Source organism: Pseudarthrobacter sp. S9 (assembly GCF_050156545.1).
Lineage (GTDB): Bacteria > Actinomycetota > Actinomycetes > Actinomycetales > Micrococcaceae > Arthrobacter.
The window spans coordinates 1040404-1054539 of record NZ_CP189576.1; the positions used below are offsets into that span (position 1 = coordinate 1040404).

At 65.2% G+C, this 14136-nt stretch carries 13 protein-coding genes and 2 pseudogenes; 6 read left to right on the forward strand and 9 right to left on the reverse strand.

Annotated elements, in window-relative coordinates; translation table 11 throughout:
• Window positions 1-11: 11 nt before the first annotated feature.
• Genes ACQCSY_RS04850 through ACQCSY_RS04860 form a run of 3 tightly spaced genes read right to left on the reverse strand, consistent with a single transcriptional unit; the run spans window position 12 to window position 3033 of the window.
• Window positions 12-917, reverse strand: coding sequence for an ATP-binding cassette domain-containing protein (locus ACQCSY_RS04850; protein WP_427133651.1), 906 nt, complete (start codon window positions 915-917; stop codon window positions 12-14).
• Window positions 918-928: 11 nt separating this feature from the next.
• On the reverse strand, window positions 929-1987 hold the full coding sequence (locus ACQCSY_RS04855) for an ABC transporter permease (protein ID WP_427133653.1): 1059 nt from the start codon (window positions 1985-1987) through the stop codon (window positions 929-931).
• A gap of 50 nt (window positions 1988-2037) precedes the next feature.
• A complete protein-coding gene (locus tag ACQCSY_RS04860; protein ID WP_427133655.1) occupies window positions 2038-3033 on the reverse strand; it encodes a substrate-binding domain-containing protein in 996 nt (331 codons plus the stop codon).
• Between the two features lie 320 nt (window positions 3034-3353).
• On the opposite strand from ACQCSY_RS04860, the gene ACQCSY_RS04865 reads away from it, so the two are divergent.
• Entirely contained in the window at window positions 3354-4094 is a 741-nt protein-coding gene (locus ACQCSY_RS04865) for a GntR family transcriptional regulator (RefSeq protein WP_427133657.1), read from the forward strand.
• Between the two features lie 45 nt (window positions 4095-4139).
• Complete coding sequence (gene iolB, locus ACQCSY_RS04870; protein ID WP_427133659.1) at window positions 4140-5039, forward strand: 5-deoxy-glucuronate isomerase; 900 nt, start codon at window positions 4140-4142, stop codon at window positions 5037-5039.
• 39 nt (window positions 5040-5078) lie between these two features.
• Here the strand turns inward: iolB and ACQCSY_RS04875 are convergent, their stop codons facing one another.
• The gene (locus ACQCSY_RS04875; protein WP_427133661.1) at window positions 5079-6311 is read right to left on the reverse strand and encodes an MFS transporter; all 1233 of its coding nucleotides are present in this window, start codon (window positions 6309-6311) and stop codon (window positions 5079-5081) included.
• A 173-nt stretch (window positions 6312-6484) separates the two neighbouring features.
• Between ACQCSY_RS04875 and ACQCSY_RS04880 the strand changes: the two genes are divergently transcribed.
• Window positions 6485-6934 carry a MarR family winged helix-turn-helix transcriptional regulator gene (locus ACQCSY_RS04880; RefSeq protein WP_427133662.1) on the forward strand — a complete coding sequence of 150 codons (450 nt, stop codon included), beginning with the start codon at window positions 6485-6487 and terminating at the stop codon, window positions 6932-6934.
• Window positions 6935-6968: 34 nt separating this feature from the next.
• On the opposite strand, the gene ACQCSY_RS04885 is transcribed toward ACQCSY_RS04880, so the two are convergent.
• Together ACQCSY_RS04885 and ACQCSY_RS04890 are read right to left on the reverse strand one after the other, a co-directional pair.
• A complete protein-coding gene (locus ACQCSY_RS04885; protein ID WP_427136040.1) occupies window positions 6969-7109 on the reverse strand; it encodes a hypothetical protein in 141 nt (46 codons plus the stop codon).
• 193 nt (window positions 7110-7302) lie between these two features.
• Window positions 7303-7563 (reverse strand): annotated as a pseudogene (locus ACQCSY_RS04890) (helix-turn-helix domain-containing protein); the annotation flags it as partial.
• On the opposite strand from ACQCSY_RS04890, the gene ACQCSY_RS04895 reads away from it, so the two are divergent.
• The 3 genes and pseudogenes from ACQCSY_RS04895 (at window position 7562) to ACQCSY_RS04905 (ending at window position 10674) form a co-directional block, all read left to right on the forward strand.
• Window positions 7562-8782, forward strand: coding sequence for a phytanoyl-CoA dioxygenase family protein (locus tag ACQCSY_RS04895; protein WP_427133664.1), 1221 nt, complete (start codon window positions 7562-7564; stop codon window positions 8780-8782). The pseudogene ACQCSY_RS04890 and the gene ACQCSY_RS04895 overlap by 2 nt on opposite strands.
• Window positions 8783-8785: 3 nt before the next feature.
• Complete coding sequence (gene iolG / locus ACQCSY_RS04900; RefSeq protein ID WP_427133665.1) at window positions 8786-9886, forward strand: inositol 2-dehydrogenase; 1101 nt, start codon at window positions 8786-8788, stop codon at window positions 9884-9886.
• A 90-nt stretch (window positions 9887-9976) separates the two neighbouring features.
• Window positions 9977-10674, forward strand: a pseudogene (locus ACQCSY_RS04905) (SDR family oxidoreductase).
• Here the strand turns inward: ACQCSY_RS04905 and ACQCSY_RS04910 are convergent.
• The 3 genes from ACQCSY_RS04910 to ACQCSY_RS04920 are packed head-to-tail and all read right to left on the reverse strand — an operon-like array spanning window position 10665 to window position 14101.
• On the reverse strand, window positions 10665-12134 hold the full coding sequence (locus ACQCSY_RS04910; RefSeq protein WP_427133667.1) for a sugar porter family MFS transporter: 1470 nt from the start codon (window positions 12132-12134) through the stop codon (window positions 10665-10667). The pseudogene ACQCSY_RS04905 and the gene ACQCSY_RS04910 sit on opposite strands and share 10 nt — an antisense overlap.
• Before the next feature lie 30 nt (window positions 12135-12164).
• A complete protein-coding gene (locus ACQCSY_RS04915; protein WP_427133668.1) occupies window positions 12165-13037 on the reverse strand; it encodes a sugar phosphate isomerase/epimerase family protein in 873 nt (290 codons plus the stop codon).
• Between the two features lie 50 nt (window positions 13038-13087).
• Window positions 13088-14101 carry a Gfo/Idh/MocA family protein gene (locus tag ACQCSY_RS04920; protein ID WP_427133669.1) on the reverse strand — a complete coding sequence of 338 codons (1014 nt, stop codon included), beginning with the start codon at window positions 14099-14101 and terminating at the stop codon, window positions 13088-13090.
• Window positions 14102-14136: the final 35 nt, after the last annotated feature.

Genomic DNA, 14136 nt, shown 5'->3' on the forward strand with positions numbered 1-14136 from the left:
TGTGCCATTCGTTATCCGTGATGGCTTGAAGTCCCGGCCACCTCCGCCTGGACTTCCTTCACGACGTCGCCGTGGCCGCCAATCTGCTCCAGCTCGTGGGCCAGCTCCGCTAGTTCCGCACCGCCGGCCATTTGCGCCGTCAGCTCTTCCAGCGTGATGTCCTTCTTCTCGTAGTAGCCGATCGACTTGCCGCGCTTGAGCAGCAGGAAGCGGTCGCCCACGGGGAAGGCATGGTGCGGGTTGTGCGTGATGAAGACGACGCCGAGCCCGCGGTCGCGGGCCTGCAGGATGTAGCGCAGCACCACGCCGGACTGCTTGACGCCGAGGGCCGCGGTGGGCTCGTCCAGGATCAGGACCTTCGCACCGAAATGCACGGCCCGGGCGATGGCCACGCACTGGCGCTCACCGCCGGAAAGCTGACCGATCGGCTGCTCGACGTCGCGGAGGTCGATGCCCATGTCCGCCAGTTCCTTCTTGGTGATGTCCTTCATCCGCTGGACATCCATGCGCTTGAACGGACCCCAGCCAACGGTGAGCTCCGAGCCGAGGAAGAAATTCCGCCAGATCGGCATCAGGGGGACGACGGCCAGGTCCTGATAGACCGTGGCAATGCCGGAATCCAGCGCCTCACGCGGGCTGCTGAGTTTCCGCTCCTCGCCCAGGATCTTGAAGGTTCCCTCGTCGTGCTGGTGCAGGCCGGCGATGATCTTGATCAGCGTTGACTTGCCGGCCCCGTTGTCGCCCAAAACGCAGGTCACCCGGCCATTGTCCACCGCCAGGGTCACATCGCTCAACGCGATGATGTTGCCATAGTGCTTGCCGACGCTGTCCAGAGACAGCAGGTGCACGGGTGTGTGGGTCAACGGGTCTTTTTCATCCTTGAGCAGCGTCTGCTGGTCAATCTGTTTGGCATTCATTGGTTCAGCCCTTACTTGAGTTCTGCGCGGCGCTTGACGATCAGGTTGACTATGGTGGCCAGCAGCAGCATCAGGCCCAGGAAGAACTTGAACCAGTCCGGGTTCCACTGGGCGTAGACGATGCCCTTGTTGGCCATGCCGAAGATGAAGGCACCGATTGCCCCGCCCACTGCCGAGCCGTAGCCGCCGGTCAGGAGGCAGCCGCCGATGACGGCCGCGATGATGTAGAGGAATTCATTGCCCACGCCTTCGCCGGACTGTACGGCGTCGAACGCGAACAGGTTGTGCATGCCCAGGATCCAGCCGCAGAAGCCGACAGCCATGAACAGCCCGATCTTGGTCTTGGTGACCGGCACGCCCACGGCCCGGGCCGCGTTGGCGTCGCCGCCCGCCGCAAAGATCCAGTTGCCCACCTTGGTGCGCAGCAGGATCCACGAGGCCACCGCAACCAGGATGACCCAGGTGAACACGGTGTTCTTGACCTCGACGCCCCCGATGCTGACCGAGGAGGCGAAAACAGCCTGCGCCGATTTGAAACCGTCCATGGTGGAAATCGACGGCGAGGACACGGAGCCGCCGATCAGGCGGGTCAGGCCCAGGTTCAGGCCCGTCAGCATCAGGAAGCTCGCCAGCGTCACGATGAAGCTGGGCAGTTTGGTCTTGATCAGGATCCAGCCGTTGATGAAACCGATGGTCAGCGACACCACCAGCGCCAGGGCAACACCGACCCAGACGTTGGTGGTGAAGTACCAGCTGAGCAGGGACGCCGTCAGCGCGGAGCTGATCACTGCCACGCCGGTGGAGAGGTCAAATTCGCCACCGATCATCAGGAGCGAGACCCCTACGGCCATGATGCCGATGGTGGAACTGCCGTACAGCACGGTGGCGAACGCGTTTGGCTGGATGAAGGTCTGCGAAACAATTGCGAAGAAGACGAACAGCACGATGGCGCCAACGAGCGCACCGACCTCTGGACGGCCAAGCAGCTTCTGGAGCGGGTTGCGTGTCCCCACGCGTTCATCGTCAGCCAGGGGTTTTGTCAGTTTTTGTAGTGTTTCGGTCATGATCATTTCTCCTATGCGCCTGGCCCGGGCCAACCCGGGCCAGGCTGAAAGACTGCTTAGCGGATGCCCTGCTGGGCAAACTTGAGGGCATCTGTGGCAGCAGCCTTGTCAATGATGGTCGGTCCGGTCAGCACGGGCTGTCCGCCGCCGATCTTGAAGCCGCCGCGCTTGGTCTGCCAGATGGCGTCGATGGAGCTGTAACCCTGGAGCCACGGCTGCTGGTCGACAGTGAAGATGATCTCGCCGTCGACGATTTTCTGTGCCAGTTCGGGGTTCATGTCAAAGGAAGCAACCTTCGCCTTGCTGTTGGCCGAGGTAACAGCCTTGAGGATGGTGAGCGTGAAGGGAGCGCCCAGGCCGATGATGGCGTCGGCGTCGGCCGTGGCCTGCAGCTTGGCCGTCACAGTCGAAGAAACCTGCGTCATGTCGGTTCCGGTGACGTAGAGGACTTCGGTGGCCGGGACCTTCTCCTTGACGCCAGCGCACCGTGCTTCCAGCCCCACGTGGCCCTGTTCCTGGATGACGCAGATCGGGTGCTTCAGGCCGAGCGAACTGAGCTTCTCGCCGACGGCGGCGCCGGCAAGCTTTTCGTTGGATCCGAAGTGGGTGAACGCGCCCAGCTGTGCGGATACGGACTCACCGGCGTTGAGGCTGACAACAGGAATGCCTGCGTCGGTTGCCTTCTTGAGTGCATCCTTAAGTGCATCAGGCTTCGCCAGGGTGACGGCAATGCCGTCAACTTTCTGGTCCACGGCCTGCTGGATGAGCTGCGCCTGCCGGCCGCCTTCGGGATCCGAGGTGTAGAGCAACTCAACGTTGTCCTTCGCGGCGGCTTCCTCGGCACCCTTGCGGACAATGTCCCAGAAGGTGTCGCCCGCTGCCGCGTGGGTAATCAGTGCGACTTTGAGCCGCGGAGTGCTGACCGCCTGACCGCCGCCGGCAGCATTTCCGGTGTCTGCCGGCTTCCCGCCGGTGCTGGAGCAGGCACTGAGTCCGAGCATGGGGACAACCGCCGCCACCAGTGCTGCTTTCCGCCAAGAGAACTTCGTCACGATAAATCTCCTTTGATTCCGGGCCAGGCCTGCAGCCTCATCGCTGCATTCCGCTAGCCTCCTACTCAGATCATGGTGACTCGGCTCACAAATGTCAATAGTTTGTCCTGACATTAGGATGTTTGGACGTAACGCCCGCTGTTTGAGCGTACGGCATGCAGCCCAGAGGCCGCCCAAAAGGAACCGCACTGCCCCTTGGATCCCCCAAATCGTCCTGCTAGTATCAAAGAAAAGGCAGTATGTCCTATCAAGCGAACATAACCTGACATACGCGGAGGATCCGGCACAATCGGACGCCGCGCGGCACAAGGGAGCACTCAATGGCGACGCAACTCAATCTCAGCATCGACCGCTCGTCACCCGTTCCCCTCTACCACCAGGTGGTGCAGGGCATCGAGGCGGCCATCCACACCGGACTGCTGGAACCCGGCAGCCGGCTGGAAAACGAAATCGATCTCGCCGCGCAGCTCAACCTTTCACGCCCCACCATGCGCAAGGCCATGGACGAACTCGTCCGCTCCGGCCTTCTGGTGCGCAAGCGCGGGGTCGGCACCCAGGTGGTCTCCAGCCAGGTCCGGCGCCCGCTGGAACTCTCCAGCCTTTACGACGACCTCACCAACAACGGCAGCAAGCCCACCACGGAGGTGCTGAGCTTCTCCCACGTTGAGGCCGACGCCGCCACCCGGGCGGCCCTGCATCTTCCCACCGGCGCCAAGGTTTACCACTTCACCCGGCTCCGGAAGGTGGGCGGCAAACCGCTGGCGCTGATGGAGAACTGGGTCCGCGACGACATCACCACCATCGATGAAGCGCTCCTCGGCTCGCAGGGCCTCTACGGAATCCTCCGCAAGGGCGGTGTGAACTTCCGGCTCGCATCCCAGCGGATCGGCGCCATGATCGCCAACGACTACCAGTCGCCGCTGCTGGAGACTACTCCGGGTTCCGCACTGGTGACCATGGAGCGCACGGCCGTGGATGACACGGGCCGCATGGTGGAAACAGGCCACCATGTCTACCGGGCCGATTCCTACAGCTTCGAAATGACACTGGTCCAACGCTAAGCGCCGGCGCCGGGCGCCGGGCACACATACCGAAAGAGCAAATCCATGACCAACTGGGTCTATCCGCTGGGTTCCGCCGCCGAAGGCAGCTGGGACATTTCATTGGGAACCTCCGACTCCACGCTTGCCGTGGACGGCTGGGCTCACACCGGGCTGAAGGTGGCCACGCTGGCCGCCGGGGGCGCCGTCGAGCTCGACGCCGCGGCCGAGGAACGCATCGTGGTCCCGCTCAGCGGATCCTTCACGGCGAGCGTGGGCGGCCAGGAGCACCGTCTGGCCGGCCGAGCCAGCGTTTTCAGCGGACCCAGCGATGTGCTGTACACGGGAACCGGCAAGGCCGTGACCATCGTCTCGGCCGACGGCGGCCGGGTGGCGGTTGCCACCGCCCCGGCGAAGGCCTCCTACCCCACCCGCCTGATCACCGCCGCCGAGACGCCGGTAGAACTGCGCGGTGGGGGCAACTGCTCCCGTCAGGTCCACAACTTCGGCACCCCGGCGGCGCTGGAAGCCGACCGTTTCATCGTCTGCGAGGTCCTCACGCCGGCCGGGAACTGGTCCTCCTATCCCCCGCACAAGCACGACGAGGAAAAAGACGGCGAGACCAGCCTCGAGGAGATCTACTACTTCGAAACCCGGGTGGCCCCGGGAGCGCCGGACCGCCCGGGCGTGGACGACGACGCCATCGGCTACCAGCGCGTGTATGCCTCCGACGAGCGGCCCATCGACGTCTTGGCCGAGGTGCGGACCGGCGACGTCGTGCTGGTGCCCTACGGCTGGCACGGCCCCGCGATGGCCGCCCCCGGCTATGACATGTACTACCTCAACGTCATGGCCGGGCCAGGACCCGTCCGCGAGTGGCTCATCAGCGATGACCCGCACCACGGCTGGATCCGCCAGACCTGGGCGGGCAAAGACGTGGACCCCCGGCTGCCGTTCGGCAGCTGAGCCGCTGAGTGCCTGGCCGATGAATTCGGCCGGCACGGGCTACAGCGAAACCTTCGCGGGCTCGACGGCGGCTGGCTGGTTTTCGGAGCCCGAAGCAGTTTCGGCGTCCGTGCGCCTGGCGGACAGCCGCTTGGCGCCTGCCGCCGCGAAGGCCATCACGCCGAGGCCCAGCACTGTAATGCCGGCACCGGCCCAGATCGGCGAGGTGGAGCCGAGGCCCGCCGTGATGGTCACGCCGCCCAGCCAGGCGCCGAGCGCGTTGCCCGCATTGAAGGCACCGATATTGGCGCCGGAGGCCAGGGTGGGCGCGCTGCTGGCGTACTTCATGACGCGCATCTGCAGCCCGGGGACGGTCGCGAAGCCGAAGCCGCCCAGCAGCACCATGGAGGCGATGGTCATCGGCTGGTTGCCGGCCGTCAGCGCGAAGACCACGAGCACCACCACGAGGGCCGCGAGGACCACCAGCAGGGTGCGGTCCACGTTCTTGTCCGCGGCCTTGCCGCCGATGGTGTTGCCGATGAACAGACCGACGCCGAAGAGGATCAGCAGCCACGGCACGGTGGACGCGGAGAATCCGGTGACCTCGGTGAGCGTGAACGCGATGTAGGTGAAGGCGCCGAACATGCCGCCGTAGCCGAGGATGGTGACCAGGATCGAGAGCCAGACCTGGCCGGAGCGGAAGGCGCGCAGTTCGCTGCGGAGGCCGCCGGAGGCGGCCTGGCCGGAGCCCGTCTTCGGCACCAGCGTGAGGATGCCGGCCAGGGCCACAATACCGATTGCGGTGATGGCCCAGAAGGTGGAACGCCAGCCCGCGGCCTGGCCCAGCATGGTGCCGAACGGGACGCCCAGCACATTGGCCGCCGTCAGGCCCGTGAACATGATTGCGATGGCGCCGGCCTTCTTGTGGGGCGCCACCATGCTGGCGGCCACCACCGCGCCGATGCCGAAGAAGGCCCCGTGCGCCAGCGCCGCGATGATGCGGCCGATCATCATCGTCCAGTAGTCGGGCGCGAGCGCCGAGACGAGGTTGCCGGCGATGAACAGCACCATCAGCACGGCCAGCACCGGCTTGCGCTCGAAGCGCGTCACGGCGGCGGTGAGGACCAGCGCTCCGACGACGACGGCGAGGGCGTACCCGGAGATCAGCCAGCCTGCCGTTGCCTCGCTGACGTGGAAGCCTGCGGCCACCTGCGGCAGCAGGCCCATGATGACGAACTCGGTGAGTCCGATCCCGAACCCGCCGAGGGCGAGTGCTATCAGGCCAATGGGCATGGAAAAGCTCCTTCAAAACTGTACGGAAAGTAATACGAGGCGTAAGCTATTAGTTGCAGACGCGTTATTTATTGTTGCACAAGTAGATATAGCGCGCAAGCAACTATTATGTGGAGTGCCCGCTTGTCACAGCGGAGCAGGGTGATTGACAGGCTGATTGAAAGGAACATCTGATGGGCATCAAGGACGACGCCGTCGAAGTCCGGGCGCAAGGCTGGCGGACGCTGGCTGCCTTGCACGCGCTGATCGAATCCGAGCTGGAGCGCTCCCTGCAGGCGGACGCACAGCTGTCCGTGGTGGAATACACCGTGCTGGATGCGCTGAGCCGGCAGGACGGGTGGCACATGCGGATGCAGCAGCTGGCCCGGGCCACGGCCCTGAGTGCGAGCGCCACCACGCGGCTCGTCAACCGGCTCGAGGACCGCGGCCTGCTGACGCGCATCCTGTGCTCTGACGACCGCCGGGGCATCTACACGGAGCTCACCGCCAGCGGCATCAAACTGCTGGAAGAGGCCCGGCCCACCCATGACGCCACGCTGGAGCGCGCCCTGGCCGAGGCCCAGGAGGTGCCGGAACTGGCGCCGCTGGTGGACGCGCTACCCAGGCTGCACGCCGGAGTCTAGCCGGCTCCGTGGATCCGGGATCCAGCCGCCGGGATTAGTAGCCCGCGGGAATGTTGAAGGGCGTCACGACGTCGGTCTTGGACACCTCGGCGTCGTCCTGGCCGGCCAACGCCCCGTGGGCCTGCATGATGATCCGGCAGCAGCGCCGGACGTCGTACCGGAAATCGTGCCACACACGCCGCGGCGTTCCACCTCTCATGCAGGTGGAACCGGGCACGGAAGACCGCCGGATGCCGCAGCGGCAGCTCCGCCTCCAAGGCTTTCCGGAGTCCCCTTTGGAACCGCACGGGGGCATCCACGACGACGTCGATCATGAACCGGCGCCCGCTCAGGGCCAGTTGTGCACTTTGTGCTTCAAGGTCCCTGATGGCCTGTTGCACCTGGGCGGCAGTACTCTGGCGCACCCCGGCACGGCCGTGCAGCACCCGGTCCACGGTGGCGTCGCTGACCCCTGCCTGCCGGGCGATCTCGCGGACGGAAAACAGCCGGCCCATGATCACTCCTGATGGATTGCTGATGGATTCTTGATGGATATAACTCTTGTCTCCAGCCAGCCGCCTCAACCAAGCTGTTAAGAGCCCAAGCAGTCCAAACAGTCCAAACAGTCTCGATGAGGAGAAACCTGCCATGACCACGAATCCCGCCACGAAGGACGCTTCCCGTCACGGGTCCCGTCAGGGGTCTTCCCGCCAGTGGTTCAGTACCGCCAGCTGCAATCTGGACGACTTCATCGCCGTCGTCGGTGAAGAGACCAAGCTGGCTGACTACGCCTACGCGGACGCCGTCGAGCGCAACGTCCTGATCTACGGGACCCGTGTCCACAGCTATCTGGACTCCCCTGAGGAGCGAGCAGACGTCCAGGCAGAACTGATCCGGGCGCTCACCGCCGGCCCCGGAATCGTCGTCTTCAAGGGAGCCTTCCAGGACACCGCCGTCGTGGACCGCGCCACCGCCACCTTCAACCGGCTCATCGCGGAGCAGAAAGCGAAGGGCGTCGCCGGCGGTGACCACTTCGCCAAGCCCGGTGCCAACGACCGCGTCTGGGGGGCCCTGGACAAACTGGCTCTGAGCAACCCCGGCGTTTTTGCCGAGTACTACGCCAACGACATCCTGGCCCTGATCTCCGAGGCCTGGCTCGGAGCCAACTACCAGGTGACCTCGCAAGTCAACGTGGTCAACCCCGGCGGCCAGGCCCAGACGGCCCACCGCGACTACCACCTGGGCTTCATGTCGGCGGAAGAGGCGCAGCGCTACCCGGCCCACATCCACCGGCTGTCCCCCGCGCTGACGCTCCAGGGCGCCGTGGCACACTGCGACATGCCGGTGGAATCCGGCCCCACGCTGTACCTGCCGCACTCGCACAAATACGACGCCGGCTACCTCGGCTTCCACAATCCGGAGTTCACGCAGTTCTTCGAGCAGAACTACGTCCAGCTCCCGCTCGAAAAGGGCGATGCCGTGTTCTTCAATCCGGCCCTGTTCCACGGCGCGGGTACCAACAAGTCCGCGGACATCCGCCGCATGGCCAACCTGCTGCAGGTTTCCTCCGCCTTTGGCCGCGCCATGGAGTCCGTGGACCGGACCTCGGTGTCCAAGGCCGTGTACCCCAAGCTTCAGGAGCTGAAGGCCGCCGGCGCCCACGAGCGCACGCTCCGCAACGTGATTGCGGCATCGGCGGAGGGCTACAGCTTCCCCACCAACCTGGACCATGACCAGCCGATCGGCGGCATGGCACCTGAGACCCAGGCGCAGCTGGTCTGGCGGGCGCTGGATTCGGGGCTTTCCGCCGCGGCCTTCGAGGCCGAGCTCGACGCGCAGCAGCAGCGCCGGCACGCGGACGGGAACTAGGCCATGACGCAGGAAGCAAACCAGCAGGCCGAGGTAACCCGGAAGGTGAGGATCGCGCTTTTCGGGTCCGGCCGGATCGGCCGCGTCCATGGGGCCAACCTTGCACGGCACCCGGGCGTGGAACTCACCTGGGTCGCTGACCCGTTTGTCGCCGGGGCGCAGGAACTCGCCGCCATGTACGGTGCCCGGGCCACGGCGTCGGGCGCGGAAGTCTTTGCGGACGGCTCGCTGGACGCCATCGTGGTCTGCTCACCCACGGACACCCATGTGGAGCTGATCAGGACGGCCGCCGAACACGGTCTGGCGGTCCTGTGCGAAAAACCCATCGATCTGGAGCTGGAACGCGCCCGGCGCTGCCGGGACACTATTCTGGCGGGCAGGAAGGACGACGGCGGAGCTCCCGTCATGCTCGGATTCAACCGCCGCTTCGACCCCGCTTTCGCCAGCGTCCGCGAGCGCGTGGCAGCCGGCGAAATCGGCTCGCTGGAGCAGCTGACGATCATCAGCCGGGACCCCGCTCCGGCACCGGAGGCGTACATCCGGACGTCGGGAGGGATTTTCCGGGACATGAGCGTCCATGACCTGGACATGGCGCGGTTCTTTGTACCGGACATCGTTGAGGTCACGGCCCACGGTTCCAACGTCTTCTGCGGCTACATCCGGGACGCCGGCGACTACGACTCCGCCGTCATCACGCTTCGCGGCCGGGGCGGCGAGCTCATCACCATCACCAACTCGCGGCACAGCGCATACGGCTACGATCAGCGGCTGGAGGCATTCGGCAGCACAGGCATGCTTCAGGCAGCCAATATCTCACCGCTCACCGTGCGCAAGTACGCGGCCGACGCCGTCGAGCAGGCAGTGCCGTACGAACCGTTCTTCCTGGAACGCTACGCTGCAGCGTACCGGCGGGAATTGGACCACTTTGTCGGCGCGGTCAGGTCCGGAAGTACCTGCAGCCCCGGAATCGACGACGGCGTGGCCGCCCTGGTACTGGCCGAGGCCGCCGGAGAATCGGCTGCCACCGGGCGGACCGTTCCGGTGGACCTGGGCGCCTTCGCTTTCGGGAAAAACACCACAAGCACTATTGAAGGAGCGATCTGAGTGGGATTCGAGAAATTGCTTGACGGCAAGTATCTGCTGGTCAGCGGGGGCACACAGGGCCTGGGCGCCGGCATTGCGCGGGCCGCCGCCGTGCAGGGTGCCGCCGGCGTCGCCGTCACAGGCCGCAATCCGGACCACGGCCATGCCGTGGTGGCCGAATTGGAGGATCTCGGCGCCCGTGCTGTGTTCTTCCGGGTGGACCTTACCGAACCGGCGGCAGCCGCGCGGACGGTGACGGACGCTGTCGCGCATTTCGGGCAGCTGGATTGCGCCGTCAACGCGGCCGGCCTGACAACACGCGGAACCATGCTGGACACCACTCCGGAGCTGCTGGACCAGCACCTGAGCGTGAACCTCAAGGCACCGTTTTTTGTGATGCAGGAGACGATCCGGCATCTGTTTGACCGCGGGGCGCCGGGCAGCATCGTCAACATTATCACCATGTCGGCCCATCGCGGCAGCCCTACCTTGCACCCTATGTGGCGTCCAAGGCCGGGCTGATCGGGCTGACCAAGAATGCCGCCCATGCGCACCGCTGGGACCGGATCCGGATCAACGGACTGAACATCGGCTGGACCGCCACCGAAGGCGAGGACGCCATCCAGCGCCGCTTCCACGGCGCCGGGGACGACTGGCTGGAGAAGGCGTCCGCGTCGCTGCCGATGGGCAAGCTGGGCCATGTGGACGAGATCGCAGACTTTGTGGTGTTCCTGCTCTCGGGCCGCAGCGGAGTGGTCACCGGCTCAGTCATCGACTGGGACCAGGAAATCCCCGGCGCCTACGACTGAGCGGGTGCCGGCGACTGAGCCGGTGCCCTGCTGATCCCGGCCCGGGTCTTGAAGAGCTGTTCCAGCTGCTCAAGGCTCTTACCCCTGGTCTCCGGAACAACCCGCTTCACCCAGACGATGGCGAATGCCTGCAGGACCACAAAGATCAGGAGGGTCGCGGAGATTCCCATCCAGGAGACCAGCTGCGGAAAGAAGAAGCCGATCAGGAAGTTGATCATCCAGAGGACAAATACGCAGATGCCCATCGCCACGCCACGGACGTGCAGGGGGAAAATCTCGGACATCGTCAGCCACGTCACAGTGCCGATGCAGGCCTGCATCGAGGCCAGGAAAGTCACCATGAAGAGCAGCACCAGGTAGGCCCGGAGCAGCCCTTCCGGTACGGCCAGGGAAATAATGGCGATGGCGAGCAGCGACGATGCCGTCCCGCACAGCCCGAAGACCAGCATCGATTTCCGGGCCACCTTGGTCATCAGGTACATGCCAGCGATCACGGCCACCACGGAGGTGACTCCGTTCAGGACATTGGCCAGCAGCGCGCCCTGATCGCCGAATCCGGAAGAGGACAGAATGCTCGTGCCGTAATACATGATGGCGTTGACGCCGCTGATCTGGTTGATCACGGCCATGCCGAGCCCCACGACGAAGATCCGGCGGATCCACGGAACGGTCAGATCCTTCACCGTTCCCAGCTTGGATTGGTAGTCCTGCCGCGCAGCCTGCCGGACTTCATCAAACTCGCCGGAGACGTCATCGGCGGCACGCGTGCGGCGGAGCACTTCCATGACTTCGCCGAACCGGCCTGCGGAAGCCAGCCAGCGGGGGCTCTCCGGCAGGACCAGCATGCCGAACCACAGGATGACGGCGGGCAAGGTGGCGATGACCAGCATCCAGCGCCACACGTGCGTTGATTCCGGGAAGACATTGCCCAGGACGGCGTTGAAGGTGAAGGCCAGAAACTGGCCGGTGACGATCATGAGCTCGTTCTGTGTGACGATCCGCCCGCGTTGGGCTGCCGGTGACATTTCGGCCAGGTACACGGGGACGATCACGGAAGCCCCGCCGACCGCCAGGCCCAGTACAGTACGGGCAGCGATGAGCAGTTCCGTGCTGGGAGCGAATGAGCAGGCGATCGTGGCCACAGCAAAAATAAGGGCCAGCCCCATGATCGTCCGGCGGCGTCCGTACCGGTCGGACAGGCGGCCCGCGCTGATGGCACCGAACGCGGCACCGAACAGCAGCGTGGAGGTGACCAGCCCCTCGGTGAGCGGCGTCAGCCCGAGATCTCTTTGCATGAAAGGCAGGGCGCCGTTGATAACCCCGGTGTCATAGCCAAACAGCAGACCGCCGAACGTGGAGAACAGTGCCACCCGGCGCATGAATTTCTTCGGGTTCGACGGCGGCGCAGGGGTCTTGGCAGGGGGCGCGGCGGAGGTCTCGATTACAGATGATTTCGCCATGGTTCCTTCGGGTTGCAACATGTCTCGCCGCTACTTGACGGCGGCGACGTAGTTGCCGATCGTCTCCAGTTGGTAGCGGGAGACTTCAGCGGCGTTGTCGTCTTCCGCGAAGACGCTGGACACCATGACCGTGTCGTCGCGGTCCAGGAAGCCGATCTCCTTCAGGCCGCCGAAGAACTCGTCCCAGTTGACGTCGCCGTCGCCGATCTTCAGGTGCTGGTGTACCCGGACCGGGTTGCCGGGCGGATTGGTGATGTACCGCAGCCCGTGGGAGGCGTGGTGGTCCATGGTGTCCGCAACGTGGACCAGCCGCAGCTTGTCCCCCGCCGCCCGCATGATGTCCAGCGGCGCGTTCTTCATGTGGAAACTGTGTGAGGCCACGTAGACCAGGCCCACGTTCCTGGAGTTCAGGCCCCGGATCACCCGGATGGCGGCCAGCCCCTCCTCCACGAAGTCATCCGGATGCGGATCGATCAGCAGGTCGATCCCTTCCCGTTCAATGATGGGCAGCAGCTCCTCCATGGAGCGGTAGAAGGCCCGCTCGGATTCCTCGGCCATTTCGGGCCGGCCGCTGAACTCGGTGTTCATGGTGCTGACGCCCAGGTCCACCGTGATCTGGATGGCCCGCTTCCAGTAGCGGACCGCAGCCTCGCGGGCGTCCTCGTCCGGTCCGGACCAGCGCAGCACCGGCAGCACCGAGGCGATCCCGATTCCCACGTCCTTGCAGGCCTTGGCCAGCTGGCCCACCAGTTCCTCATCCGCCTTGGGGTGGTTGAAGAACGGGATGAAGTCCGGGTGCGGGGTCATCTGCATGTATTCGTAGCCGAGGTCAGCGACCACCTTGGGGAATTCCAGCAGACCGTGGCTGTGATGGAACGGCGTGGGGTCAAGGGCGATTTTCACTAGGCGTCACTCCATCGTGGATCAGGCGGGGGCAAGGCTGTTGGCCGGCTTCAGTTGTAGAGGGCAGGCTTGGCGTTCAGCTTCACGGCGACCTTTTCGCCGTTCTTCTGCGCTTCCACACCGGCTTCGCAGCAGGCTGCAGTGGCGTACCCGTCCCAGGCGGTGGGGCCGCCGATTTCGCCGCGGAGGGCGGCGTCCACCCATGACTGGATTTCGACGTCGTACGCCGCGCCGAAGCGCTCCTCGAAGCCGGGGGTGACGTTGCCGCCCCAGCGGCCGGCGCTGCGCGTGTAGGGCCCCTTGTCCCCGCCGATGCTGACAATGCCGTCCTCGAAGGAGGCCTGGGTACCCACTTCATAGCCGAACTTGGCGTTGACGTAGATCTCGACGTCGGCCAGGACACCAGACTCGGTCTCGATCAGGACGTGCTGGGGATCGTGCTGGCCGGCCGGGGCATTCCGGGTCGCCTTGCCCAGACGGACCTGGACGCTGGTGATTTCCTCGCCCGTGAAGAACCGGATCGCGTCGAATTCGTGGACCACGGAGTCGTTGATGAGCATCTCGTTGGTGAATCCGGCCGGGGTGCTGGGGTTGCGGTGCTGGTGGTGGAGCATCAGCAGCTCGCCGAGTTCGCGGTCACGGATCACGGCGCCCAAGGCCGCGTATTCGGCGTCGAAACGGCGCATGAAGCCGACCTGGATGCGCTTGTGGCCCAGCTGTTCCTCGGCCTGGACGATCCTCCAGGCGGATTCGGCGTCCGGGGTCAGCGGCTTCTCACAGAGGATCGGGATGTCCCTGGCGATCGCCTTGAACAGGATGTCCTCGTGCAGGAAGCCCGGGGTGGCGATCAGGACGGCGTTGACGTCGCCGTTGTTGAGGGCTTCTTCGGCATCGGCCAGGGCGACGGCGCCCGGGATGCCTTCGATGGCGGCCTGGGCACGGGCCAGGTCGACGTCGACGACGGCGGCAACTTCCGCGCCGTGGATGCGCGAGTTGAGCCGCTGGATGTGGTCTGCGCCCATCCGGCCGGCACCGATGACAGCTACGCGAAGGGTTTCAGTCATTGTTCTTTCCTTACGTCTTGGCTTGCTGAGGAAGG